We start from the raw sequence: 24136 nt of genomic DNA, 5'->3' as shown, positions 1-24136 counted from the left end.
GTCAGTTCTCCCCGAACTTGCGGCGATAGAGCACGTCGAACACCACGGCGACGATCAGCACCTGGCCGATGATCACCATGCGCTTGCCGATGGGCACGTCGAGCAGCAGCATGCCGCTGTCCAGCGACTGCATGATCAGCGCGCCCAGCACCGAGCCGAAGATCGAGCCGCTGCCGCCCGCCAGCGCCGTGCCGCCGATGACGGCCGCCGCGATCACGTACAGCTCCATGCCCGTGCCCAGCGAGTTGGTGCCCGCGTTGAGCCGCGCGATCGACACGATGGCCGCCACCGTCACCAGCACCGCCAGCAGCGCGAACAGCATCAGCGTGACGCGCTGCACCGGAATGCCCACCAGCGCCGCCGCGTCGGGGTTGCCGCCCATCGCGAACACATAGCGCCCGAAGCGCGTGCGGTGCACGATGAACGACAGCACGATCGCCACCGCCGCCCAGATCAGCACCGGAATCGGAATGCCCTGCGGCTCGCTCTTGGACGAGATCTGGTAGCTGTTCATCACCCAGGCGAAGCCGACCACCACCGCCACCGGCACCGCCGTGAGCAGCACGTCGAGCCACAGCGCCTCGGTCGGCATGTCGTAGCGCTGGCGCGCGCGGCGCTTTTGCACCATGCGCCCGAACAGCACCAGCGCCACCAGCCCCGCGAGCACCCAGCTGGCCGTGACGCCGATGCCGCCGTCGTAGCCGCCACCCAGGCGCTGGAAGAACTCGTCGTTCACCGGCTGCGTCTTGCCGTCGGCCACCAGGAAGGCCGCGCCGCGAAACGACATCAACCCGCCCAGCGTGACCACGAACGACGGCACGCCCAGCACCGCCGTGAGCCAGCCCTGGTAGATCGACACCAAGAGCGCCACCGCGAGCCCCGCCAGACAGGCCGTGGGCCACGACCAGCCCGAGGTGTACTGCAGGTAGGCGATGAGCACGCCGACGAAGCCCATCACCGAACCCACCGACAGGTCGATGTGGCGCGCCACGATGATCAGCACCATCACCGTGGAGACGATGCCGACCACCGCCGTCTGCTGCGCGACGTTGTAGAGGTTCTCGGGCGAGAGGAACACGCCGCCCGACATGACGCTGAACGCCACCGCCATCACGGCCAGCAGCACGCACATCAGGAGCAGGCGCAGGTCGATGCCGGTGCGGCGCCACCAGCCGGGTGTTGGATCGCTCATTTTTTCAAGCCCCCTCAGGACGGACTACAGGTGCGCAACCGCCCACCGGCTGGCCCTTGCGGGTCGGCCGGAAGCCATGTTGCGAAGAGATGGAGGGCGCGTTCAACGGGAAGCTGAACGCGCCGGTGGTTGCGGCGTTACTTGCAGGCCGCGGGCGCGTTCGCGCCCGAGACGCCCTTGCACAGCTCGTCCTTCTTGATCCAGCCGGCCTTGACGATCACGTCGAGGTTGTCGCGCGTGATCGGCACCGGCGTCAGCAGGCGCGAGGACAGCGAGAGCTTCTTGGCGCCGCCGGCCCAGGGCGCGGCCTTGTCGACCGGCTTGCCGGCCGCCAGCGAGACCGCCGCCGTGGCGGCTTCGCGGCCGAGCTCGCGCGAGTCCTTCCAGATGGTCGCGGTCTGCGTGCCCAGCGCCACGCGGTTCAGTGCGGCGAAGTCGGCGTCCTGGCCCGACACCGGAATGCCGCGCAGGCCCTTGGCCGTGAGCGCAGCGACCGCGCCGCCGGCCGTGCCGTCGTTGGCCGCCACCACCGCGTCGACCTTGTTGCCGTTCTTGGTGAGGATCTGCTCCATGTTCTTCTGCGCGACTTCGGGCTTCCAGCCTTCGGTGTACTCGTCGCCGACGATCTTGATGTCGCCCTTCTTGATCGCGGCGTCCAGCACCTCCTGCTGGCCGGCGCGCAGGAAGTCGGCGTTCGGGTCGCTCGGCGAGCCCTTGATGATCACGTAGTTGCCCTTGGGCTTGACCTTGAGCACCTCGCGCGCCTCCATGCGCCCGACCTCGACGTTGTCGAAGGTGATGTAGAACACGCCGGGCGCCTCGATCAGCCGGTCGTACGCCACCACCGGCACCTTCTGCCGCGTGGCCTTCGTCACGGCGGGCAGGATCGCGTCCTTGTCCATCGCCAGCACGATGAGCGCCTTCGCGCCCTTGGACATCAGGCCCTCGATGTCGCCCAGCTGCTTCTCGGGCGAGCCGCCCGCGTCGGCGCTGATGTACTTCGCGCCGAGCTTCTCGAGCTGCGCCTTGATCGCGGCCTCGTCGGTCTTCCAGCGTTCTTCCTGGAAGTTGGACCAGCTCACGCCGACCACGGTCTGCGCCATCGCGCCCACGGCCGTGAGACCGAACGCCAGGGCGGCCAGGGTGTGTTTCGTTGTCAGTTGCATCGGTGTCTCTCCTCAGAACGGTGTGCCGGGGTAGTTAGTTTGAGTGACGAACTAACTATCCCATCGGCGGGGGGTTCCGGGCACCCGGGAATTCCCCGAGACGTGAGCGAGGGCCGGATGGGTGAGGGGTTGGCAGTACGAAGAAGGACTGCCTGGGGATGCCGTGAACTCGGGAGCGGGCATGAAAAAGGCCCCCGAAGGGGCCTGGTGTGTGATTGCGCTTGTCGCGCGGCCCCGGTTGCCAGGGCTCCTTCCTTACGTCGTCAGTGCCACCACTTCCGCATCCGTGAGCTTCTGTGGCTGGTAGCGCACCGCACGAACGTGGAAATAGGGTTGATTGCTGCCGCCGTAGGACAGGTTTCCAACGCCAAGGTTGGCGAACGGCGGGACCGTTGGCAGGGCCGCCTTGAGGAGTTGGCCGTTGCACGCGAACCGAAGGCCATCGGCGCCATAGCTGAGGGCAATCTTGACAGGGCTCCCAACGGGGGTGCCTGAAAGGCCTACGGTCGCAGTGACAGGGCCCACGCCATTGACCCTCGAGTAGGCATAGGCGCCGCCTGAAGCATCGCATCCAACACCCAGGCGATTCGCACCGTTTGTCCCCAGCTCAACCAGGTTCCGTGACGTCGTGTCTCCTTCCCTCGAACGCCCGTACTCCATGAAGATGGTGCCTTCGGCAGCGTTGCACCAACCCTTGGTTGTGTCGACGAAAACCTGATCACCAGCTCGTGTCGTGACCACGGAGGTCACGGTGTCTGCCTGGCGCGTGGCAGCCGTCGACGTGGCCGCGTCAGCGAGGCGGTTCACCGGGGCCGTCGTTGTCGGGATGTAGCTCGACGCAAACGGGGCCTGTTCGAGCTGAATGGCAGTGATCTTGATTGGGCGCGTGTCGTTGGTGTTGTACTTCCAGACGCCGGTGTAGAGTTGGAGCAGTGTCGCTGCCGTCGTCGCGTTTGCGCTAATCCGCCAACGAGAGCCGCCCAGATGTTGCATCGTGTAGGTCAGCGGGTTGATCTGCGCGTTTGCCAGGACGAGATGAAACGTGTTGGCGGCCGTTGGGTTTGCGCTCTTGAAGGACGGAGGATTTCCATCCTCGGTTTCAACGACAACGGACAGTGTGTAGGTCGTCGACGTCTGAAGGGCCGGGCTCTTGTAGGCGTATGCGGTCGAAGCGTTGGATTGGATGCGCAGTGCTCCAGCAAACCCCGCCATCGACGACGCGCTCACGCCTGGACCAACACTCTCGCCTGTGACACCGTTGCGATACTCGCTCTCGATCACCAAGTTCGCCCCCTCCGCCTCTTGCAGCAGCCAAGGCGCAATGGTCAGGTCAGCCGGGTTGTAGGTCATCCGTGCCGCGCCGGCTGCAGCAGTCTTCAGTGCGCCCGCCGAGTCGAAATAGGTACCGATGGAGGCACGCCCAGTAAAGGCCTCAGCACTCGGAACGTAGCTTGTTGCAAAGGCTCCTGCCTCAAGTTGGGCGCCCCAAGTCTGAAATGCGCCGTGGTCGATACCGTCGCCGACATGGAACGGGTAGATCGCAAGCGTATCGCCGACGGTGATCCCCGTTGACTGAGTGAACGTGCAGCGAAACCAACCGCCGCCCACTGACCGCATTTCCCACCCAGCACCCGAGATAGATGGACTGCCGCCATGAAGCGTGGCATAGCCGTAGGAGAACTGCGCCGCCGTCGTTGCATTGCGCAGCTGGAGCGACACCGGCGCGTTCCTCGATACGTTCTTCAGATAGACGGAGAACGTCATCACCGTCGATGTCGCTGCAACCGTCTGGCCCAATGAACCCGTCGGCGCCCCAGAGACCTCGACGGCTCGCAAAGTCCCGTCGGGGGCCATCTTGCCGGTCGCACGGGCGACCGCCCCAGCAAAGAACCACGGCACCAAATGCATATCGCTGCTCTTGAGCAGGATGTTGGTGCGTTGCTCTTCGACCATCAGCGAGGGCGGCAGCGTCACATTCGACGGCTCGTAGCTGTTGCGAGCAACATCTGCAGCGGCATAGCGCATCACCCCGTTGGCGTCGTAGTAGCTGCCGATGGAGGTGCGCCCGGTGAGGGCTTCGACGTTGCAGATATAGGAGCTGGGGAATCGCCCCTCCTCGAGCTGCGCGCCCCAAATGTAGAGACCGTCGACACCGTTGCCCACGCTCCCCGACGCAGTGCCGGGATAAATCGCCGCGACCAGCGTTGCGGATGCATCCGTCGTGAAGGCAATCTCGACCCTGCGCCACCCGTTTCCAACATCGACCACCCTCTTGGACACGTCCACAAAGCCGCCGGAGGCGGCACCTGACGCAACCATCGTTGACAGGTTGAAGGGAATGCTGACGCAGTCGGCGCCTGCTGCACCTCGGGCATAGATCCACCCGTTGAGCGCGCCAGCAGGCTTCGCGTAGAACGAGTACGCATAGGTGGTCGCGGTCGCAGCTTTCGCGATGCTCTGGGAGATGTGGCCGTTGCCGGCGTTGTTCGTACTGTTCAAGATCAACTTGCACGCATCCCACCGCCCATTGGGAGCGATGGCAGCATCCGGGACCGGCGTAGCGCCCGATCGGGTCCATGCCGGAGACCGATCGAATCGCGACGAGAACGAAAGCAGATTCGTTCGCGTGTTCTCGATGAGCAGCCCCTTGGCGACCTTGGTGAGGGGGTCGTAGTCGAAACGCGGCACGGAGCCCGGTGGTTTCGGCTGAACCCAGCCCTGTGCATTGACGAAGGTGCTTTGTGCTGCCCCTGCGAAGGTGAACAGTTCGGCGAATGTTTTTTCGGTGAGCGTGGTGGTCATTGCGTTTCGATGCTGTTGTGAGTGAGGGGCCAGAGGGTCGCCAAGTCGTAGGCGTCGATCTCGGCCTCGGTGAGGTCTTTCATGGCCTCGTGGTGCGCGCGCTCGGCGCTGAAACAAGCTTGCACGTGCAGGGCGATAACTCGGGCGACCTCTCGCACCTCTTCGAGTGTCAGATGCACCCACCCGTTGGCCGCCTTGAAGTCGACCGCGGCGATGCCAGCAGCCTCGGCGGTCAGGATCAGCGCCGCGATGTTGTCTCGGTCGGCCCGACCGGTGAGCACACGCATGCCATTGGGCATGGTGATGCCGCCCGTCTCGGCCTCCCAGCGCCGCTGTGCGACCAAGGCGCGCATCGAGTCCTTGCGCTGCTCCAGGGTGCGGAGGTCGACCCACGTGTCGGCCACGAAGTCGAACACGTGTGCCTCGCTTGGCCGCTGGGGGTATGGCACGACAACGCCGTCGCACACGTACCCTGTCTGATGACTGCTGACCCGCACGTAGGCCAGGCCGCTCATCTGAGCCACGTATTCGACGCGCGACTCATCGACCGTGGTGGTCATCTGGATCTCGCCAGAAGTCGGCCTTCCGGCGGTCGGCCTGTAGAGCGCAAGGGTTGCGAGGACCGGCAGGCCGTCGGCGACGGGGGGCATGGTTTCTTGAGTGGATGTCATGGCTTTATCTACGTGTGGCAAGAATCAACAGCGAACGCCGCGTGAACACTGTGCGGAAGTCGGAGCTAGTGCCTGCAAAAGCTGCCTCGTAGTTGGCGGGACCGTCGCCAGAGGGAATGTCTACAACCGCTGTTCCCAAGACGGTCTCCGCGAAAACTTGCACGCCATTGCGACGGATGATCACGCGAGCTGGACCGCCTCCGCCAACAGCCACCGAAACGATGGCCGTGACCCGCGTGCCGCGCGAGTCATGTGCCCACACCCACACGCCCCCGATGTAGCCGTCACCAGCCACACCGCTGACCTCGTTGTCCGCCCAGCCCATCCGGTTCACGGTGACCGCATCGCCGCGAATCTGCAGTGTGTCGATCACGTTGACTTGACTGATCGTCAGGCCGCCCGGGTCGAGATTGAAACCTGGCCCCCACATGCGGAAGTCCGTGGTGTTGGTCGGCCCGTCGTAGCGCATCTTCAGGCCAGCCCCGCCCATCTGCATATCGACAAACACCCCGTTGTTCGGGTGATTTGCAAAGATCCATCCCCAGTTGCCGTCCAGCCACTTTGCGGGGCTGCTGCGAATGAAGCCCCAGTCGTTGCCGACAAGGTCACTCCTCATCGTCATTTGGCCACCCTCGATGACTTTCAGTCTCGAGATATTGGCGGCCAAGTTGGTGACGTTGATCTCGCGGGCCGTGAGTGTGCCCGCCTTGATCTTGTCGCCAGTGATCTCGTCACCCTTGATGTGGGTGCCCCGGATCTGCTCAGCATCGATCATGCGGGTCTTGATCGCACCATCAACGAACAGGTTGCCATTGATCCCGACCGAAGGCGTACCACCGATGCTGCCGACGATGAAAGGGAACGTCGGCACGCCGCCCGGGCCGTCCTGCGCGATGGCGAACTTGTCGACCAGCACGACCAGCTCGGACTTCGTGCCGTCGTTGTTGAGGATCATGCCCGCGACCTTCTTGTCCGCGTTGACGTTCAGGCGCCATTGCGACTTGACGGTGCCATCCAGTGTTGCGATGGCAGAGGCGTTGGTCGAGATCGACGAGGTATGGCCGTTCACCGTCGCAGTCAACGAAGTCATCGCGTTGGCCTGGGCCGTGATCGAGCCCTCGGCGCTTGTGACTCGCGTGGTCAGCGCATTGACCGCGCTGGCATCCGCCTTCGTGGTCTCCGCCTTGGTGATCCGCAGGCTGTCCGTGACATCCTCGAAGCGGAACCCCTGGATCTCCGAGTAGCCCGTAGTGCCACCCGTGTGGTTCAGGGCGAAGCCGGGGCTGACCGAGGTGTCGCCGAAGGCGCTGCCGAGCAGGTCCAGCGAGATCCGGGTCCAGACGTTGTTGGGCAGGCTGCCGAGTGCGATACCGCTGTTGCCATAGTTGCCCAACGTGTTGCGCCACCAGGTCCAGTAGTGCGGGCCGTTGGCATCCACGCGCCGGAACCATGCCGTCAGGCGGTAGGTCCGCGCCGGGTCGATCACCACCTTGCTCTTCGAGTAGTTCCAGAAGCTCGCGCCCCCCACAGGCGACCGGCACACCGTCGTGGCCACCTTGCCGGTCGTGGTCGTGACGAAGTACGTCGCCAGGTTGGTGCCGTAGTGGCTGCGCCAGGCCGCTGCGTTGGCCAGGCTCTCGTCCGCCGTCAGGCTGGCCTGCGAGTCGGCACGTCCCAGCTCCAGCCCGCTGTTGATGCTGGTGATCGCATCGCCCTGCGAGGTGATCAGGCCCTCCGCATTCGTGACGCGCGTCGTCAATGCGGTCAGGGCCGTGTTGCTGGCCTTGCTCGGCAGGCCGTTCGTCGTGTGGTTGACGGTGGCCGACAGCGCCGTGATCGCGTTGGCGTTCGCCGTGTCCGCGGTGACGCGGGCACTCTGCTCCGCCGTCACGGCCGCAGCGGCATCTGCCTTGTTCGTGTTGACGACCGCTTCGAGCGCTTGCCGTGCAGACACCTCGGCCGCATCCGCCGTGATGCGCGCCTGGCGCTCCTCGTAGATCAGGCCGCTGGCGAGCGTCGGGCCCGTCGGCTTCTCCCAGACTTCGAAGGCATTGCCCACGAAGTCGTTGACCAGCGACGCCCCGATCACCGTGTCCAGGCTGCCCGAGGTGTCGGGAACGCCCGTGAGCGCCACGGACAAGCCCTGCCGCTGGATCGCCTCTGCGCTGTCCGCCTGCGCCCGCGCCACCGCCTCGGCCTGCAGCGCTGCGGAGCCGGCCGTGGCGTTGCCGGTGACGGTCGCCTGCAACGCGGTGATCGCATTGGCATTGGCCGTGTCGGCGGTGGCGCGCACGCTCTGCTCGGTCACCAGCGCGGCATCGGCGCTGGTCTTGTTGCCCGCGACCGTGGCCGCCAGCGCCGTGCGGGCCGTGATCTCCGCGTTGTCGGCGGCGATGCGTGCCTGGCGCTCGCTGTAGACCAGGCCCGAGCTGACAGCCCCCACGTCGGTGCCGGTGTAGGCACCGCGCACCTGCGTGGCCAGCGATTCGCGCGCCGTGACTTCCGCCGTGTCCGCCGTGGCCCGCGCGCTCTGTTCGGCGTTGATCGCGGCATTGACGGTGGCCAGGTTCCCGGCCACGGTCGCGGCCAGTGCCTGGCGGGCCGTGACCTCGGCGGCATCGGCATTGGCGCGCGCCGTCTGCTCCGCCACGAGCGCGGCATCCGCGCTCGTCTTGTTGCCGGCCACGGTGGCTGCGAGCTGCTGCCGGGCCGTGACCTCGGCGGTGTCCGCGCTCACCCGTGCATCGCGTTCCGATGCCAGGAGGCCCGAGCTCAGTGCGCCGATGTCGTTGCCGTTGTAGGCGCCGCGCAGCTGCGTCGCGAGGTTCTCGCGCGCCGAGACCTCGGCGGCATCTGCACTCGCACGCGCGGCAATCTCGCTCTGCAGCGCGGCGTTCGAAGCACCCGGCGATGGGCGTCCGATGGCGACCCAGTCGATCTCGAAGTACGCCGTGGCAGTCTGCGCCGCCGACAGCTCGATCCGGAGCTGGTCGATGGCCACATTCCAGCCGGGGCTGACCGTGACCATGCCGATGCCTGCGCCGTCGTAGGTCGGCTCCGTCATCGTCACACGCCGCGACGCGTCGAAGCCACTGTCGCTCGCCGCGCGCCAGGACAACGCACCGTCCCATGCGGGCGCACCGACCTTGCGCACACGCATGCGGATCTGGCCATAGGTCGAACCGTTCGCGGCAATCCCCACAGGCGACACGACGAAAGGATCGGTCGCATGGTTGGCTGGGCGGATCCATCCTGCCGCCACGGAGGGCGTGCCGTTGCCCGTCCAGGCCTCCAGGCCGGAATCGAAGTACCAGATCTTTGCGTAGTCGAACTGCTCGCCCACGCCTGCCGAGATCAACGTGATCTGCTGTGCCAGGGCTTCGTCGCTCGTGGCGCGCGCACTGCGCTCCTGGTAGATCAGGCCGCTGACCACCTGCGACAGGTCCGACCCGCCATAGCCGCCGGTGAGCTGTGCCTGCAGCGTCTCGCGCGCGCTGACTTCGGCGGCGTCAGCCGCCACCCGGGCCTGGCGTTCTTCGGCGATCAGGCCGCTGCCCACCTGCCCCAGCGCCGGCGCCTGCCAGACGCCGTAGCTCTGCTCGGCAAACCCGATGTCCAGCGACGCGCCATCCACGTAGGCCAAGGTGGCGGCGAGGTCCGTTGCGCCGACCAGCGCGACCGTGAGCGACTCGCGGCTGCGGGCCTCGGCCGCGTCCGCGGCACTGCGCGCCGAGGCCTCATTGCCGATGGCGGCAGTCAGCGACGCGTCCGCGGCCTGCAGCTGCGTGGCCAGTTGCTGGCGTGCGGATGCTTCCGCCGCATCGGCGCTGGCGCGCGTCGTGGCCTCGGTCTGCAGTGCCGCCTGCGCGGTGCTCAACGATGCGTTCAGCGTCGTGAGGCGTGACGACAGCGACTCGTCCGCGGTCTGCCGCGCCGTGGCTTCGTCCGCGATCGCGGCGCTGCGGGCATTGGTTTCGGCAAGCAGCGCCGCCGCCCGCGCGCTCTGTTCGGCGGTGATCGCCGTGGCGCGGGTGCTGGCCTCGGCCGTCACCGCAGCCTTGCGGTCGGCAACCTCCTGCGAGACGGCCGCCACACGTGCAGTGATCTCGGCCTGGTCGGCCGCTGCGCGGGTGGTGGCTTCGGCGGTGAGCGCGTTCGTCACCTGCGTGACCTGCTGCGTTCGCTGCTGGGCTTCGGACACCAACGCCGCCGAGCGCGCGGCCGTTTCTGCCGCAAGGGCGGCCGCTCGCGCAGCCGCTTCGGCGCTCAGGGCCTGCGCGCGATCCTGCGTTTCCTTCGTCAGCGCCTGGCCTTGCGCCTGGTCGACGGCCTTGAGTTCGTCGACGGCCTCGTTCAGGCCCTTTTCGAGCTCTTCCAGCGCTTCGTCGATGCCGGGCAGCACCGTGAGCTGCACATACGCGGCAGCGCTTCCGTTGCCGCCGACATCGACGGCGCGCACCCAGTAGCGCCAGCTGCCCGTGGCTTCGGTGCGAACGAAGGTCCGCTCTGCCGTGCGCCCGATCTCTTCGGAAGTCTCGAGCGTGGCGCCGCGGCGCAGCTCGTAGTACGCGATCGGCTGCATGGTCTTGCAGTCCTGCCAGGCCAGGTCGATCTCGTTGCGCCAGACGGTGCCGTTCACGAGCGGCTGCGCTGGCGCCGCGATGTCGATGGACGCGGAGACCGGCACCGACCATTGGTTGGACGTGCTGCCGTGCGAAGCCCAGACACGCTGGGTGCCGGCGCGCAGCCATCCGAGGTTGGCCGCCACGCCCTTGGCGGAGAACACCTCGTCGGCCAGCTCCCAGCTCGCGCCGATGCGCACGCGGGTCGTGCTCCAGTCGAGCAGGTCGAGCCCGATCGGCTGGCCCCAGGTGGCGACGATGCCGGCGTCGGTCACGTCGAGTGCGAGCCCCGCCACATCGGCAGGCACGCCGCCCTTGCCGACCAGCGTGTGCTCGGCCGTGGCCCACGGGCTCGATGCGTAGGGCGTTCGAAAGCGCGCACGCACCTGGTAGAGGCTGCGCACCGACAGGCCCAGCAGGAAGGTCTCGGTGGCATCGCCCGGCAGTTGCGACGAGTGCCAGTCGCTCACCGGCGCCAGCGAGCGCCATTGCACCTCGACCGCGCCGCTCTTCAGGATGTTGAGCTCGTTCGACTTCGCCCACGAGACGCGGGCGCGCGCCACCATGCCACCGTCCTGCAGCGACATCTGCGACGGGCCGCTTTCCACCTTGAAGTCGAACGGTGCCTGCGGTTGCAGGAACGGGCTCGGCAGGTTGGTGTTCGGCGCCGCGTCGGCCAGCACCTCGTCGGCCAGGTCGTAGTAGGCCGGCACGTCCTCGATCACGAGCAGCGACAGCGGTGCGTTGCGCGCGTAGGTCCAGTCGGTGACGCGGAAGGTCTTGTTGGTGAAGCCGTACAGCGCGCTCGAGAGCACGATGCGGTCGCCGGGCTGCAGATGCCAGGCCAGCATCTTCGGATGGATGCGCAACACGAAGCCGCCGCGGCTCTGCTCGACCACCACGCGGGCGATCTGGTGGCAGCGCACATGCGAGGTCGTGAAGGCCAGCGCCATGTCGGTGAACTTGTCCTTGGCGTCGAGCGCACGGAAGGCCTGGTTCTGGTAGGGCGTGAAGTCTTCGCTCACCCCGTTGCGCGCCGCGTTGACATAGGTGCCGCGCATGCCATTGAAGCGGCTCGCGCCAGGGTTGGCGGTTTGCATCACGGCCGTGGGCGCCAGCATGTCCTCGTCAGTGAGGTTGAGCACCGGTGTCGACCAGGCACCGGCCTGGATGCGCCAGACACCACCCGACTCGAGGCTGAAGCCCGCCATCGAATCCTCGAGCTGTTGCCGTGTCGACTCACGGTCCTGGTCCGAACGGAACATGCCGTCGCAGACATACCGTGCCTTGGAGCCACCGTGGTTGACGGCATCGACGGCGCTGTAGACCTCCTGGTCGCAGGCATTGGCCGCTGCAATCAGCGCGTTTTCGTCGATCTGGTCGGCGGCCGCGAGGTAGCCGGTCTCCGAGCGAAGGAAGTCTGCCAGGCACAGCGCCGGGTTGCGCGAGTAGGCGGTCTGGGCGGTGCGGGGGTCGTAGACCTTCTTGCCGCGCAGCCTGGCCGTGATCTCGGGAAGGCCGCCCTGGAAACGCTCGAACAGCATGTTGAGCGTCACCACGGCATAGGTGCAGCCGCTCAGCTTGTGCTGCTCCGTCCAGAGATTGGCACCCGGAAGGGTCTGGTCGACATTCCAGCGAAGGAACGCATCGGCTGTGTCCACGCCGCCAGGCGACGTGTGGAACTGCACGTTCACTGCCGGGCCTTCCGAAGGCCAGCCCGTGAACAGCGGTGGCATCTGGAACTCGGAGCCGTCGGTCCAACCGAACTCATTGGGCCGCCCCACCGATGTGCCGTCGATGAAGATCTCGTCGATCGCCTCGCATTCGTGCGATGCGAAGACCATCACGATGTGCTTGAACTGGGCCATCGGCCCGCTGTCGAGCACCGCAACGATGGACCCGCCGACACGTGCGGGCGCGCCGTAGACCGTGGCCCAAGGCGCTTCGGAACTGACCAGCGTGGCCGTACGGTCACGCAGGTTGGCCACGTCTTCCGCGAACTTGCGGGCAGCGGCTTGTCGCGCCTTCTTCTTGGCCTGCGAGGACGCGTAGGCGTTGCTGACCATGGAAATCGCGGTGCTGACGATCAAGCCGCCAACCGCGGCCGCCGCCCCTGCGCTGGCGCCAACAGCCGTACCGATTGCCGTAAAGAAGCTCACAGGATCCGCCATTGCAGCGGTACAGACGCCCAGAAGGGCGCCAAGGACCAGGAAAAAACGAATCAGACGCGCCATGCTGCCACCCCCGCCGTCAAAGGCAAAAATTGGAGGCGATCCTTGCCAGGCGCCACGATGTTCGAGCCGGTGCAGATGCCGAAACTGTGGCCCGACACACGGCCCACACGGCCGCCGCTTCGCGCCAGCACCACGTCTCCGCGCTGAGCCCGCAGGCCGGGCAGCGCCGGCCCGAGAAGGGTGGATGCAGCGGCTTGAAAGCCGCCGACCGCACGCACGTGCCTGAGCGCCGTCAGCAGCCTTTTGGGCGCCAACGCGCCGCCTTGCGCGCGCAGCGGCTCGAGCGGGTCGGTCCCGCGTTGCTCGCGCACCCAATCCGCTGCAATGGTCGCGCAGTCGTGCTCGAAGTAGGCGAAGCCGATGTGGCGCCGCGCGTCGATGAAAGTGTCGAGATCAATGCTCATTTGCTGTGCACACCCAGGTTCTGTCGATATTGAAGATTGGCTTGCAGCCACTTGCCGACCCAGACGGCCGGGTTGCCGATCAGGCTGGTGAGATAGACGAAACCCAGCTCACCCGGATGCCGTGCCTGGTGCTGCGCGTTGTTCATGCGCAGCGCGGCGGGATTGCTGCGCACGTCGTAGCTGGCGGTGCGGCAGTCCATGCTGATCGAGGCGTTGTTGCCATCGCGAGCGATCTTCATCTGGTCCATCACACCGACGAAGCGCAGCACGGGCGCGCCGGTGATCTGCAGCGTGTTGGCATCGAGCATGGCGATCCAGACCCGCACACGACGGTCCTGGTAGTCGGCGGGATCGCCCAGCGCCAAGGCACGCGTGCCGATGTCCACCGGCGAGAGCGTCAGCGTGAGCTTCTCGGCCGCACCGTCTTCGCTCTCGTGCAGCTCGCCGATGGAGCCGAGGTTGCCCACGCCCTGCCAGGTCTCGCCCATGACCTGGACGCTGAGCGGCCAGTTCGTGAAGCGCGCCGTGCCCGAGCGCAGTTGCAGTTCGACCAGTGCGAGCTCGCCATAGGCGCCGGCGCTGGCGGTGGCCTGAAAGCCGCTGTTGGTGGTGACTGTCATTCCCAGGACTCCATGAGATCGAGGCTGAAGCCGCCCTGCGTGCGCGACTCCGACGACCAGTTGTTCTTGGTATCGACCTTGCGCATGAGGCAGGTCGGGCGATCCCAGACCACGGCGCTGCCGGCGGCCACGGCCACGCGCAACACCGGCTCGACGGACACCACGATCAGCCCCGACGCGTTCGCCGCGGCGTCGGCCTGCACGTGCAGCAGCTGTCGCTGGATCGACCCCTGGTTGACGCCGATCCAATCGCCCTGCAGCAGGGTCTTTCCGGCCTGGGCCGCACCCATCTGGATCGACAGCGACGACGCGCCCGCCGCAGCAGCCAGCGCCGTCCATGTGCCCCGCGCGCTACCGCGCGGGGCCGGCTGCAACATGTCGCTGACCGCGAGCACGTTGACCTGGCCGCGCAGCGCATGCACCAGGCTGCGCCACATCGCGGCCTCGTTCATCAGCGGGATGCGCTCTTCGCTCACGAGCGCACAGGTACGGCGCGGCGGTGCCAGCACGGCGACCTGCGACGAGCCGGTGTCGCCACTGCTGAAGCTCAGGTCGAAGGTCTGGATGCCGAAGTCCTGCCGCTTGACAGGCAAGGTGGGGGGCAAGGTGATGATGCTCATTGGGGCACCACCCGCATACGCTTGAGTTGTTCCATTTGGCCTTGGTTGTTTGCTTGAAGTGCACGGTCCAGATCGGCCATCACGGCGCCGCGATCGGACCTCGAATCGATGTGGAAGACAGTGGAGGGTGCGTAGTGCAGCGCGCCGCCGCCACTCGCACCTTGAGCGCTCACGCCAAGGCGGCCGTCGGAACCACGGCGCAAGGGCATGATGGCTTCGGGCCCCGCCTCGCCCATGAGGCCGATGCCGTTGGCGAAGGGGAAGAAGGTGGGCTTGCCGACCACGCTGTTGGCGTAGGTGTGCAGGCCGGGCGAGGCGAAGACGTTGCCGTTGGCGCTCGTGACGAAGAACTTCATCACGCCGTTCACGAGGCTGCCCAACCAGTTGCTGCCGGAGCTTTCGCCTCCAAGAGCCCCACCACCCGAAGATCCGCCCTTGAACAGGCCCGAGAACCATCCGGAAAATGCCTCGACGGCTGGCTTCAGCGATGTGTCGTAGAGCGCGTCCGCGATCGACGAAACGATCTTTTTCTTGAGCGACTCGCCCATCTTGTCGAGCGCGTTCTCCTTGCCCTCCAGCAGATTCACGAAACCTTCTCGAAACGCACCGCCAATGTCGTCGGACATCTTGGTGGCCTTCGCATCCCGCTTGCTCTTTTCCTTGTCGGCAGCCTCGATGCCTTCACTGTTGCGGGTAATCTTCAACAGCTCTTTCTCGGCTTCGATGCGCGCACCGAGTGCCTCCAGGTAGCCAGGAATGACTTGCTCGGTGTTGTCCAGGTCCTGGTACTGACGCTCCAGTTGAGCGATGTTCAGTTCCTTCAGCGCCGACTTGGTTTTTCCGTGCGCAGCGTTCTGCGCGTCCAGTGCGGTCGTCTGGTCGAGAACGCCGGAGGTGGCCTTGCGCATGCTTTCGAGCAGGGCGGCTTGTCGCGCTTGTTCCGGGTCGACGGATGCGAGTTCTGAGGCTTCGCTTGGCACGGCCTTTTGCACGCCTTGCCTTGTTTGGTCCATTACGCCTGTCTTGCAGCCGCACAAGACTTCGATGCACGGCCGAAGGCCATCGCCCTCTGCGCGTTGGATACCCGTAGCAATGGGCGTCGCCGAGCGTGTGACGCCTCTTGCGGTCGAGCGCTTCGCGACGACGCTACCCGCTGCTCTCGCGGCAGATACTCCCGCTTTTTTTGCCCCACCGGCACCTTCCCACGCTTCTGCAGCGGCGTCGAACGATGCGGCATTTCTGGCGGCGTTATCTGCCTGGATATCTACCGCCCTCCGATCCTCGCGCTGAAGCTCTCTCAGTGCCTTACGCTTTTGATCGCGCTCCTCCAGCGACACTCTGGGACCGCTAGTGAAGGGCCTGTTCGAAGATTTATTGCCTCTTCTGGCTTCCTGCTGCCGTTGCCTTTCGTAGAGCTCATCAGCCCAATCGATTTTCTGCTGGAGGGTCTGATCTCGCCCGAGGCTGCGTACGGAATCATCAAGGCGGATGACGGCGTTCTCGACGAACGAGACCGCGCGGTCCGGGAAGATTCTGCTTCGATCTTGCTGCCGGACGAGTTGGGTCTGGTCGAGGGCAAAGGCCTTCTGCGCCAACGATCCTGCCGCCTCGAGATCGCCTTTCGCCTCGAGCCCGCTGATCTTCTGGAGCATCTCCCCGGCCATATAGCGACGGCTGCCGCTTCTGTTGTACTCAATCGACTTTTTTGTGGGCTCCTTGCCCAATTCGACGAATTTCGCAACGCTTTCCTCGATGGGAACACCTTGCAACCGATTCAGCTCCGCAGTGGCCGTTCCCACATCGACTATCGCATTGCGCTGAACCTTGCCTGTCGCCACCAACGCTGCCGTGACTTTCGACGCTTGCGCCAGTGTTCCGTCCTGGCCTTTGATCTGAAGCGAGATCTCCCGGAGTTGATCGTTCGTGAAACCCGCCGGGTTGCCGGACACGAGCCTGGCGTTATCGAATGCGACAGTTTCTCTCTTGCCTTTGAGGGTGGCGTCACCGAAATAGGCAAGCGCCTCGAGAGCCACCTTGGCTGCATTCAGCTTCTTGGTGCCGCCACCCTCTGCAGCTCCCGAGAAAGAGGCGAGCCCCTCTATCAGATCCTTCACTTGCTTCACTCCTTCGGCCGCCTTGGGCATGCCCTTGACCACCGCCGAGAGCTCCAGCGTCGGGGGAGATACGTTTTTTTGATCGTCAGCCATGTCTGTATGGTCCGTTTGAGAGAAAGAAAAAATAAGGCCGACATCTGCCGGCCCCAAGCTCCTTCGATGGCCGTCGGCCTGCGCTGTTGCTAGACGTTCAGCACCGCAATGCCTTCGTCTTCCATCACCTGCAACTGCAGGAACACTTCACGCTGGCGCACACGCGGAATGCCCAGGCGCCGCATCGCCACGTCGACCGCGCCGAAGTCGAGCCCCTGGAACCACGCGCCTGCCGCACCGGCGACCACTCGCCATTGCGTGCGGCAGGCGTGGAACACCTCGAAGGCTTCCTGGTGTTCCGGCCACAACTCGAATGGCGGCGGGCCGTCCCCGTTCGCCATCGAGGAGACGAGCTTTCTCGGGTCGAGGCCGAGCGACGCGCACTGGCTGCGGAGATCGTCGTCCAGCTCGTCATGGACGCGATGCGCGACTCCGAGCACGAAGCGCGCGGCGCCCCTCAGTTTTTTACGGCGGCCGGGTACGCGTGCTCGAAGTAGCTGTAGGCAATGGCCGCCTCGAAGGTCGGCCAGTCCTCGGCCGCTGCGGCGCGGTTGTCGGGCGTGCAGATGAAGGGCGCGTTGTCTTCGCCCTCCAGGCCCTTCCAGTCGGCCAGCACCATGTCGAGCAGTTCGCGGTCGGTGAGGCTGCGCGCGTCCAGCCGCGCCTGCAGCGTTTCGTTGTCGGTCTTGGACAGGCGCTTGAAGACGGCGTCGAAACGCACCTCCTCGACCTGGCCGTCACCGGGCACACGCATCACCACGGGGGCGATGAAGGTGGGCTTCACGGCGATCTTGAGCTTCTGGGGCATCGGGTTCTCTTCCTTGAGTCTTGAATGAATGAGTGAATGACCGGGTCAGCGAATGACGAAGAAGGCCGTGCTCAGCGCACGACGATCGACCACTCGTCGTTGCCCGAGCCGCTGGGCACGAACTCGAGCGGCACGGTGACCATCTGCACGCCGTCGACGTCGCTGTAGGTGGGCTTGCCGATCTGCGCGCGCGGCGAGAGGAACTCGACCACGTTGGTCGCGCCCTGGCCGTGCTTGAGGGCCAGGGGCACGCGCTTGCTCGAACGCGCCATGCCGATCCAGTCCTTGGTGGCCACCGAGGTGTTCTCGAAGGTGACCGAGCCGGTGGAGACGCGCGCGGTGATCTCGACCGAGTCGACGGTCATGAGGTCGCGCTTCACGACGGTGTTGCCGGCATCGAAGCTGAAGGCACTGGCCGCCACGCCCAGGCCATCGAGCATGAGGGTGGTGTTGGCCTTGTTCACGCCCAGCGGGTCCATGAACTTGGTGTAGTCGGCCGTGGGCAGCGGTGCATCGGCGGCAGGCACGAACAGGCCCGTGAACTCGAACTGCCACTTCGGGATGCCCTTGGCGTCGATGGTGGCCTTCACGTTGCCGTGCGCGTCGGTCATCTTGTAGACGGTGCCGTCGACGTTGCCGTAGATGGTGAGCGACTCGAGGCCGTCGGTGGCCGGGGCGAAGGTGGTGCTGACGCCGGCGGCCGTGGTGACGGCGATGGCGCAGCCGCGCATGAGCGCGGCATAGGCCGGCACGTCGCCGGCAGCAGCGACGCCCGCGATCTCGACCGAGAAGGCGATCTTGCTGTACTGGGTCACCAGCACGGAGCCGCGCGAGCCGAAGTAGGGCCGCACGTTGTCGCGCTGGACCACGTCACCTTCGATGGGGGTCAGGGTGACTTCGCTGACCAGGATGGCGTTGGCCGCACCGGTCGGAAGGGCGTCGGTACCGCGTACCGTTTCAGCCTTGGCCAGGATGGCCATCTTGCGCATGAGTTTTGCCATGTCGGCGTTCTCCGTAGGTTGGTTGGTTGATGGATGAAGGGAGGGGAATGAACAGAGGGGCCTGGCTCAGAGGTAGCGCCAGGTCCGCAACTGCAGGGAGGCGCCGTGGCACTGCACGCCGCAAAAACTGACTGCGCCGGTGCCGCCGACCTGCATGCCGTCGGTGGCTTTCTCGTCCTTGATCGGGCTGGGGGCGCATGCGCCGCCGAAGCTCGGGTCGGCGCGCACGGCGTCGCGCACGGCCTCGATCAATGCGTCGAAGGCGAGCTCCGAAGCAGCGGTGTCGTCGACGGCCATGTAGCCGTGCAAGGTCCAGGTGTCGACGCTGAGGGTGCGTCCGACATTGAGGCTGCGCTCCTCGGTGGCGTCACGGCGCAGCCACCAGCCGCGCAGCTGCTGTGCGCCGCCGGGCAGCGTGTGAAGGTAGAGCGCGCGCAGCGCGGCCTCGTCGCTCGCGAAACGCTCGCGGTCGTGAACGCGGCCGATCTGCGGCACGCCGTTCAGCGTCTGGACAATGGCCGCGCGCAGGGTGTCGAGGCCGCTCATGCCGCGGCTCCGGCCGAATGCTGCGGCGTGAAGATCGTGTGGATGGAAGTGGTGTGCATCGTTTGCTGCGTTGGTTGGTGAATCAACTGTCGCGGCCGGGCCCGAAATGCAAAAGGCCGACATCTGTCGGCCCCTGGTGCGAAAAGACGGCGGCGCGCGCCTTCGTTCATGCGTTCAGTTCGCACCGGGACCCCCACCGCGAAACCACTGCTTGATGGCCTCGATGAGCAGCGCGGTGCCGATGGCCATCGCGCCGCCCGAGGCGGCGCCGAACACGGCCGCGCGCTGCTCGACGGCACGCAGCCTTCCGTCGAGTGCATCGAAGCGCGCATCGAAGCTGTCCATGCGCCGGTTCTGCTGGTCTTGCCCGTCCTTCAGGGCTTGCACGAGGCCGTGGATCTGGCCGAGCAACAGCAGTTCCTGTGCGCGGGCGTGGGAGTCGCTCATGGGGCGGGCCTTTCTGTGATGAACTCGATCAGCGCGCGATGCCGGAGGCGATCGGCCGCGCAGGATTTCGCGTTGAGGTGGTGGTTGTCCCAAGCGTCGTCGACGGTGAGACCGGCGTCAGCAGCACAGGCTTCGACGGAGGTGTCAGCAAGTCCGCAGGCACCGGCGGGAACGTCCGTGCCCGCGAGGGCGCTGTTCCACAGCCAGACAGCAGCAAGGCTGAGGCGATGACCGCGGTCGACAGGGTCGCGCTGTGCATCGCCAGGCGCGACAGCATCCGGGTCCGCTCGCGGCGCGACAGGTCGCGCAGGATCGCCAGGCCGCTCAGCGCGGCGATCAGGAACAGCAGGAGGAACGACAAGAGAAACGCGCCGGCGTAGATCATGGAACGGGCCTTCGAGAGTGAAGTAGCGGGCCTGCAGGGCGCTGGCGCCGAGCTGGTAGCGGGTCGATGCGGCGCGCCCGCGCGCGTACTCGGCTTCGAGGTCTTTCGCGAATTGCGCGGCGCGCTGTGCCTCCTTGTCCTGCCAGAGGACACGCTCCTTGGTGCGGCCTGCGTCGTGCACCGCCCATCCACCGACGGCGAGCAGCAATGCGCCCGCACCGACGGCCACGGCGATCACGGAAAGTCGTGTGCCGAAGGTCATGGCGCATTCCCCTGGCATTGCGCGTGCAGGCGCAGACGGTCTTGCCAGAGTCCGCCGCAGGTCTTGTTGCCGGGCGCGGAGCAATCGGTCTTGCCCGCGTACTTCCAGCCAAGGATGGCGTCGCATGCGCCTGCGTAGTCCCCGCGGTTGAGCCGCTGCACCAGCACCGAGGTGTGGCCCGCGCGGCCGCCTGTGCAGAAGTTGAAGGCGCCGATGTTGTAAGCCAGGCTCACATAGGCGTCGTACTCGTGTTGGTGCAGCGGCACTTGCACGCACTGCTTGAGCGCGCTTTCATACGTCTGCACATCGCGCAACGCGCGCTGCAGCGCGGGCACGGGCGCCGTGGTGTCGCCCATGCGCACGCCGCCGGTGGTGCCAAAGCCGATGGTCGGCACCGCGGTGCCATGCACGGGATCGGGGTACGCCTTGTCGCTGTAGCCCTCGCGCGCGACGATGCCCACCAGCCCGGCCGCGCTGAGCGCGAGGACGGTCAGCAGTTGGCGCGGGGACGCGCCCCCTTTTTCGGCGGACGCAGGTCGCCGCCGGAACCTTCGAAAGATGTCATTGCCCATGCCCTGATGGTCGGGCGCGGGGGCCGATCGGCTGAGGTCGACATCCGCCAACCTCCTTTTCCGCGCGGGGCGCTGCCTACACTGGCCTGCCCGCCGATCGCGGGAACGCGCGGGTCAGATCTCGCCGCCGTGCCAGACGACGCGGCCGCTGATGTGCAGTTCGGCCGCCTGCTCGGCGCTGAGCACCTGCGGCTTGTAGGCGGGGTTGTAGCTGATGATCTGCAGGCCGCCGGTCGAGAAGTCGCGCTGCAGCACCTTCACGTAGTCGTGGCCGTCGAGCTGGATCACGTACACGCCGTCCTGGTCGAGCGACTTGGTGGCGGTGTCGACCAGCAGGATGTCGCCGTTGTTGATCTTGTCGGCCATCGAGTCGCCGCGCGCATGGACGATGCGGGCATAGGCCGGCTTCACGCCCTTGCGCGCCATCCAGGCCCGGTTGAACGCGAAGCGGCCCATGTCTTCCTGCGAGCCGTTGTACGAGCCCCCGCCGGCGCTCACGCGCACGTCGAGCAGTTCCACCAGCACGAAGGTCTCGTCGTCGAGCCCGTTCGACAGCGGGCTGGCCGGCTGGGCGGACTGAAAAGGATTCAGCTCCGCCGGATCCACGCCCAGCGCCAGGGCCATCACATACAGCTGCGCGAGGCTGGCGTCGCTGACGCCCCGCTCGATGCGCCCCACCGTATTGAAGTGCAGACCGCTGCGCTGCGCGAGGTCGTCGATGGTGAGGCCCTTGCGCTTGCGCAGATCCCGCAACCGCGCGCCCTGTGCAAGGGCCAGCTCGTTGACGCGGGCGGTCACCTGGGTGTCGTCGAAAGGGGTAGGGGTGGGCGACGTCACGATCACTCTGCTTTGTGCGAAGGCGCACATATTAAACACACAAAGGTACTTTTTCAACCTAAAAAGTGTTTCTCCAACAAGAAATATCGCCTTGCGTGTTTTTTTAGATTGTCAAAACCTATTTTGTGTGCATAATCGAGGCCATCAACACAAAACGAGATTTTTCGATGGACTGGCACCCGGCTCAGGTTAAAGCTGCACTTGCAATGGTCGGAACCAACCTGTCGAAGTTGGCCAAAGAACACAAATACGCGCACATCAATGAAGTTCTGTACCGCCCCTGGGTTGCGGCGGAGCGCATCGTGGCCCGCGCGCTGGCCCTCGAGCCCGAAGCGATCTGGCCCAGCCGTTACCGGCGTCCACGCCACCGCGGCATTGCGATGACGCGCAATCCGCATGCGCTGGCACCTCCCGGCGAAGGGCCGGACTGAGCCTGGCCAGCGGGCGCACCGCACGGGACCTGGCCGGGTTGCCCGGCTTGGCTCGCCAGGGTCTGGCGTGTGCGGAGGAGGAAGAAGAAACGCGTGATTTCAAGAGTGCCCGATGAAGGTTGCAGCCTTCACCGGGCGTGCCAGTGAACTGAGCAGTGCCACGAGCGAGGAGAAATGTACTGTGAGAAAAGGCTTCGTCAAGACCGAGAAAAAGACCGCGTTCGACGGCGCGATGCGCTTCGAACGACTGGCAGGAGGTGCGTGATGCAGGACACCACCTCTTCTTCCGAATGGTTCGTCGCCAAGGCCTTGCTGGCACTCGCCGAGCAGCGCATTGCGAACGCGCAGGCCGAAGCGGCCGCGCCGCCACCGCCGCCCGACGACACGGCCGAGCCGATGGCGGGCGACGGCGCCCCTTTCGCCGAACGCCTGTGGCGCCTGCTGCGCATCCGCCGCGCACTGACCGCCGACGAAGCCGCGAGCCTGCTGGCCGATGCGGACGACGACGTGGCCGAGACCCGGCGCCAGGCCGGCGCACTGATGCTGTCCTGGTCGCGGCAGCGTCCGAAGGACGTGCGCATCGGCGCGCGCCGCGTCGACGGTTTGAAACGCTACGTGCTTCAGCGCGACGTGGGCGCCACCCCGCCGCAACGCACGGCCAGGGAAGGACACCCCGCATGAACGACACCACGGATCAGGCAGATCGCACGGATCGCGCATGGGAGCAGCGACTCGCACGGGCCGTTGCCGCGCACCTCGAAGCGCACGGCACGGCATCGGCCGGGGAACTCGACCGCATGCTGGCGCACCACCTCGCAGGCTACCGGCCCGAGCCGGGCAGCCCGGCGCTTCGCCGGCAACTGGCGCGGCTGGCGGACGGCGGCCACGTCCACGCCGTGACGGTCGGCGGCCGGCGGCGCTGGCGATGCGGCCCCGGGCCCGTGGCCGAGCGCATGGCCTCGGCGCGCCGCGTGACACGGCTCGACACCAGCGTCTACATGCCCGTGCACAGCCCCGTGGTGCGGCCGGGCGCGCTCGACTTCACGCGGGTGCCGAGCCTGCTGCTCGGCACGCGGTTCGGCTTCTGGGGGTCCGCGCAATGAGCAGCGCCGACCCGACCCTCACCGCCGCCCAGGTGCTGGCCGAACTGCGGACCTGCGTCGGGCGCGCGCACGGCCTGCACGTGCGCGATCTCGTCGCCCGCATCACCGGCCGCTCGACACCGGCGCCCGCCCAGGAACGCCGCGCGCGCGAACACGTCGCCGCACTGCGGCTGCAGGGCGAGCACATCTGCGGCAAGCCTGACACCGGCTACTTCATGGCCGCCACGGCGGCCGAGCTCGACGAGACCTGCCGCTACCTGCGCAGCCGCGCCGTCTCCGGCCTGCGCATCGAAAGCCGGCTGCGCCAGGTGTCGCTGGCGGCCCTGCTCGGGCAGCTCGCCCTTTCCGACAACGACACCCCCAAGAACAACGCCAACTCCTGAGAGGACATTCCATGCAAGAAGCCATCGCACACCACCCGGGTTACTGGAAAGACGCCAACGACGCGCTGATCCCGGTGTCGAAGATCAAACCCATCGACAAGGACCGCCATGCCGTCGTCAGCGAACTCTGCGAGCAGGCCCGCCAGCAAAGCGCGGCGCTGATCGGTTTCAAGGTGGCCGCCATGAACGCGGTGCATGCGTTCATCGAGCGCAGCCTGGCGGCCTACGACGTGAAGCAGGGCGGCCGCAAGGGCAACGTCACGCTCGTGAGCTTCGACGGCAAGCACAAGGTGGAACGCCGGATGCAGGACACCGTCGTCTTCGACGAACGGCTGCAGGCGGCCAAGGCGCTCATCGACGAGTGCATCCAGAGCTGGAGCAAGGGCAGCAACGCCAACATCAAGGTGCTGGTGAACGATGCATTCCACGTCGACCAGCAGGGCAAGATCAGCACCGCCCGCGTGCTCGGCCTGCGCCGGCACGACATCGCCGACGCGAAGTGGCAGCAGGCGATGAGGGCGATCGGCGACAGCATGCGCATCGCCAGCACCAAGCCCTACATCCGCTTCTACGAGCGCAACGACGTCACCGGCGAGTACACGCCGATCAACCTGGACGTGGCCGCCGTATGAGCATGCACATCACCGAGCCCTCTTTCTGCGCCTGGTGCATGGCGCCCGGCGCCAGCCTGCACGAGATCGCCTGCGACGCGTGCCGGCCGCAGCTCGAAGCCGCGGGCCTGGTCGAACCTTCGGCGATGCGGGAGCGCCCGCCCGCCAAGGTGCAGATCGGCCCCACCGACATCTGAAACGGAGCCCCACCC

The 24136-nt window shown here is 66.3% G+C and carries 24 protein-coding genes; 7 read left to right on the top strand and 17 right to left on the bottom strand.

What is annotated here, in order from left to right; all coding sequences use genetic code 11:
• Window position 1: 1 nt before the first annotated feature.
• The 17 genes from AC1RAA_RS21170 to AC1RAA_RS21090 all read right to left on the bottom strand — a co-directional run bounded on the left by AC1RAA_RS21170 (window position 2) and on the right by AC1RAA_RS21090 (window position 21396).
• Entirely contained in the window at window positions 2-1192 is a 1191-nt protein-coding gene (locus AC1RAA_RS21170; protein WP_070062989.1) for a sugar ABC transporter permease, read from the bottom strand.
• 137 nt (window positions 1193-1329) lie between these two features.
• Window positions 1330-2352 (bottom strand): D-xylose ABC transporter substrate-binding protein, encoded by a 1023-nt coding sequence (gene xylF, locus AC1RAA_RS21165; protein ID WP_409574661.1) that lies wholly within the window; start codon window positions 2350-2352, stop codon window positions 1330-1332.
• A 261-nt stretch (window positions 2353-2613) separates the two neighbouring features.
• Complete coding sequence (locus AC1RAA_RS21160; RefSeq protein WP_492730444.1) at window positions 2614-5160, bottom strand: phage head spike fiber domain-containing protein; 2547 nt, start codon at window positions 5158-5160, stop codon at window positions 2614-2616.
• Window positions 5157-5810 carry a DUF4376 domain-containing protein gene (locus AC1RAA_RS21155; protein WP_492740622.1) on the bottom strand — a complete coding sequence of 218 codons (654 nt, stop codon included), beginning with the start codon at window positions 5808-5810 and terminating at the stop codon, window positions 5157-5159. The genes AC1RAA_RS21160 and AC1RAA_RS21155 overlap by 4 nt, the downstream gene beginning before the upstream one ends.
• Before the next feature lie 25 nt (window positions 5811-5835).
• Window positions 5836-12543, bottom strand: coding sequence for a phage tail protein (locus tag AC1RAA_RS21150; RefSeq protein ID WP_492730440.1), 6708 nt, complete (start codon window positions 12541-12543; stop codon window positions 5836-5838).
• 131 nt (window positions 12544-12674) lie between these two features.
• Window positions 12675-13091, bottom strand: a complete 417-nt coding sequence (locus AC1RAA_RS21145) for a DUF6950 family protein (protein WP_139700579.1) — start codon at window positions 13089-13091, stop codon at window positions 12675-12677.
• Window positions 13088-13711 carry a hypothetical protein gene (locus tag AC1RAA_RS21140; RefSeq protein ID WP_095950416.1) on the bottom strand — a complete coding sequence of 208 codons (624 nt, stop codon included), beginning with the start codon at window positions 13709-13711 and terminating at the stop codon, window positions 13088-13090. The genes AC1RAA_RS21145 and AC1RAA_RS21140 overlap by 4 nt, the downstream gene beginning before the upstream one ends.
• Window positions 13708-14331, bottom strand: a complete 624-nt coding sequence (locus AC1RAA_RS21135; RefSeq protein WP_492730437.1) for a hypothetical protein — start codon at window positions 14329-14331, stop codon at window positions 13708-13710. The genes AC1RAA_RS21140 and AC1RAA_RS21135 overlap by 4 nt, the downstream gene beginning before the upstream one ends.
• Window positions 14328-16538: a phage tail length tape measure family protein gene (locus AC1RAA_RS21130; protein ID WP_492730435.1), complete on the bottom strand. Its 2211-nt coding sequence runs from the start codon at window positions 16536-16538 to the stop codon at window positions 14328-14330. The genes AC1RAA_RS21135 and AC1RAA_RS21130 overlap by 4 nt, the downstream gene beginning before the upstream one ends.
• 89 nt (window positions 16539-16627) lie before the next feature.
• Window positions 16628-16978, bottom strand: coding sequence for a DUF1799 domain-containing protein (locus tag AC1RAA_RS21125; RefSeq protein WP_143599196.1), 351 nt, complete (start codon window positions 16976-16978; stop codon window positions 16628-16630).
• 17 nt (window positions 16979-16995) lie between these two features.
• Window positions 16996-17346, bottom strand: a complete 351-nt coding sequence (locus AC1RAA_RS21120) for a hypothetical protein (protein ID WP_095950412.1) — start codon at window positions 17344-17346, stop codon at window positions 16996-16998.
• A gap of 71 nt (window positions 17347-17417) precedes the next feature.
• Entirely contained in the window at window positions 17418-18347 is a 930-nt protein-coding gene (locus AC1RAA_RS21115; RefSeq protein ID WP_095950411.1) for a hypothetical protein, read from the bottom strand.
• A gap of 66 nt (window positions 18348-18413) precedes the next feature.
• Window positions 18414-18893 (bottom strand): hypothetical protein, encoded by a 480-nt coding sequence (locus AC1RAA_RS21110; protein ID WP_492730433.1) that lies wholly within the window; start codon window positions 18891-18893, stop codon window positions 18414-18416.
• Window positions 18894-19067: 174 nt separating this feature from the next.
• The gene (locus AC1RAA_RS21105) at window positions 19068-19340 is read right to left on the bottom strand and encodes a hypothetical protein (protein ID WP_492730432.1); all 273 of its coding nucleotides are present in this window, start codon (window positions 19338-19340) and stop codon (window positions 19068-19070) included.
• Complete coding sequence (locus tag AC1RAA_RS21100) at window positions 19337-19987, bottom strand: hypothetical protein (protein ID WP_492730431.1); 651 nt, start codon at window positions 19985-19987, stop codon at window positions 19337-19339. The genes AC1RAA_RS21105 and AC1RAA_RS21100 overlap by 4 nt, the downstream gene beginning before the upstream one ends.
• Window positions 19984-20610, bottom strand: a complete 627-nt coding sequence (locus tag AC1RAA_RS21095) for a lysozyme (RefSeq protein WP_492730429.1) — start codon at window positions 20608-20610, stop codon at window positions 19984-19986. The genes AC1RAA_RS21100 and AC1RAA_RS21095 overlap by 4 nt, the downstream gene beginning before the upstream one ends.
• Window positions 20611-20673: 63 nt before the next feature.
• Window positions 20674-21396 (bottom strand): XRE family transcriptional regulator, encoded by a 723-nt coding sequence (locus AC1RAA_RS21090; RefSeq protein ID WP_221937729.1) that lies wholly within the window; start codon window positions 21394-21396, stop codon window positions 20674-20676.
• Window positions 21397-21563: 167 nt separating this feature from the next.
• Between AC1RAA_RS21090 and AC1RAA_RS21085 the strand changes: the two genes are divergently transcribed.
• The 7 genes from AC1RAA_RS21085 to AC1RAA_RS21055 all read left to right on the top strand — a co-directional run bounded on the left by AC1RAA_RS21085 (window position 21564) and on the right by AC1RAA_RS21055 (window position 24121).
• On the top strand, window positions 21564-21827 hold the full coding sequence (locus AC1RAA_RS21085; protein WP_159274832.1) for a helix-turn-helix domain-containing protein: 264 nt from the start codon (window positions 21564-21566) through the stop codon (window positions 21825-21827).
• Window positions 21828-21939: 112 nt separating this feature from the next.
• A complete protein-coding gene (locus AC1RAA_RS21080; protein WP_185993763.1) occupies window positions 21940-22092 on the top strand; it encodes a hypothetical protein in 153 nt (50 codons plus the stop codon).
• Window positions 22092-22508, top strand: a complete 417-nt coding sequence (locus AC1RAA_RS21075) for a hypothetical protein (RefSeq protein ID WP_492730428.1) — start codon at window positions 22092-22094, stop codon at window positions 22506-22508. The genes AC1RAA_RS21080 and AC1RAA_RS21075 overlap by 1 nt, the downstream gene beginning before the upstream one ends.
• Window positions 22505-22930: a hypothetical protein gene (locus AC1RAA_RS21070; protein WP_492730426.1), complete on the top strand. Its 426-nt coding sequence runs from the start codon at window positions 22505-22507 to the stop codon at window positions 22928-22930. Before AC1RAA_RS21075 ends, AC1RAA_RS21070 begins: the two co-directional genes overlap by 4 nt.
• On the top strand, window positions 22927-23313 hold the full coding sequence (locus AC1RAA_RS21065) for a hypothetical protein (protein ID WP_139700595.1): 387 nt from the start codon (window positions 22927-22929) through the stop codon (window positions 23311-23313). Before AC1RAA_RS21070 ends, AC1RAA_RS21065 begins: the two co-directional genes overlap by 4 nt.
• Window positions 23314-23324: 11 nt before the next feature.
• Window positions 23325-23945: a DUF3164 family protein gene (locus AC1RAA_RS21060; protein ID WP_095950404.1), complete on the top strand. Its 621-nt coding sequence runs from the start codon at window positions 23325-23327 to the stop codon at window positions 23943-23945.
• A complete protein-coding gene (locus AC1RAA_RS21055) occupies window positions 23942-24121 on the top strand; it encodes a hypothetical protein (protein ID WP_139700597.1) in 180 nt (59 codons plus the stop codon). Before AC1RAA_RS21060 ends, AC1RAA_RS21055 begins: the two co-directional genes overlap by 4 nt.
• The last annotated feature ends 15 nt before the right edge of the window (window positions 24122-24136 follow it).

The sequence above is a fragment of the Variovorax sp. GW823-FHT04F07 genome (genome assembly GCF_058795995.1).
This window is presented reverse-complemented; position numbering and strand designations above follow the sequence as displayed.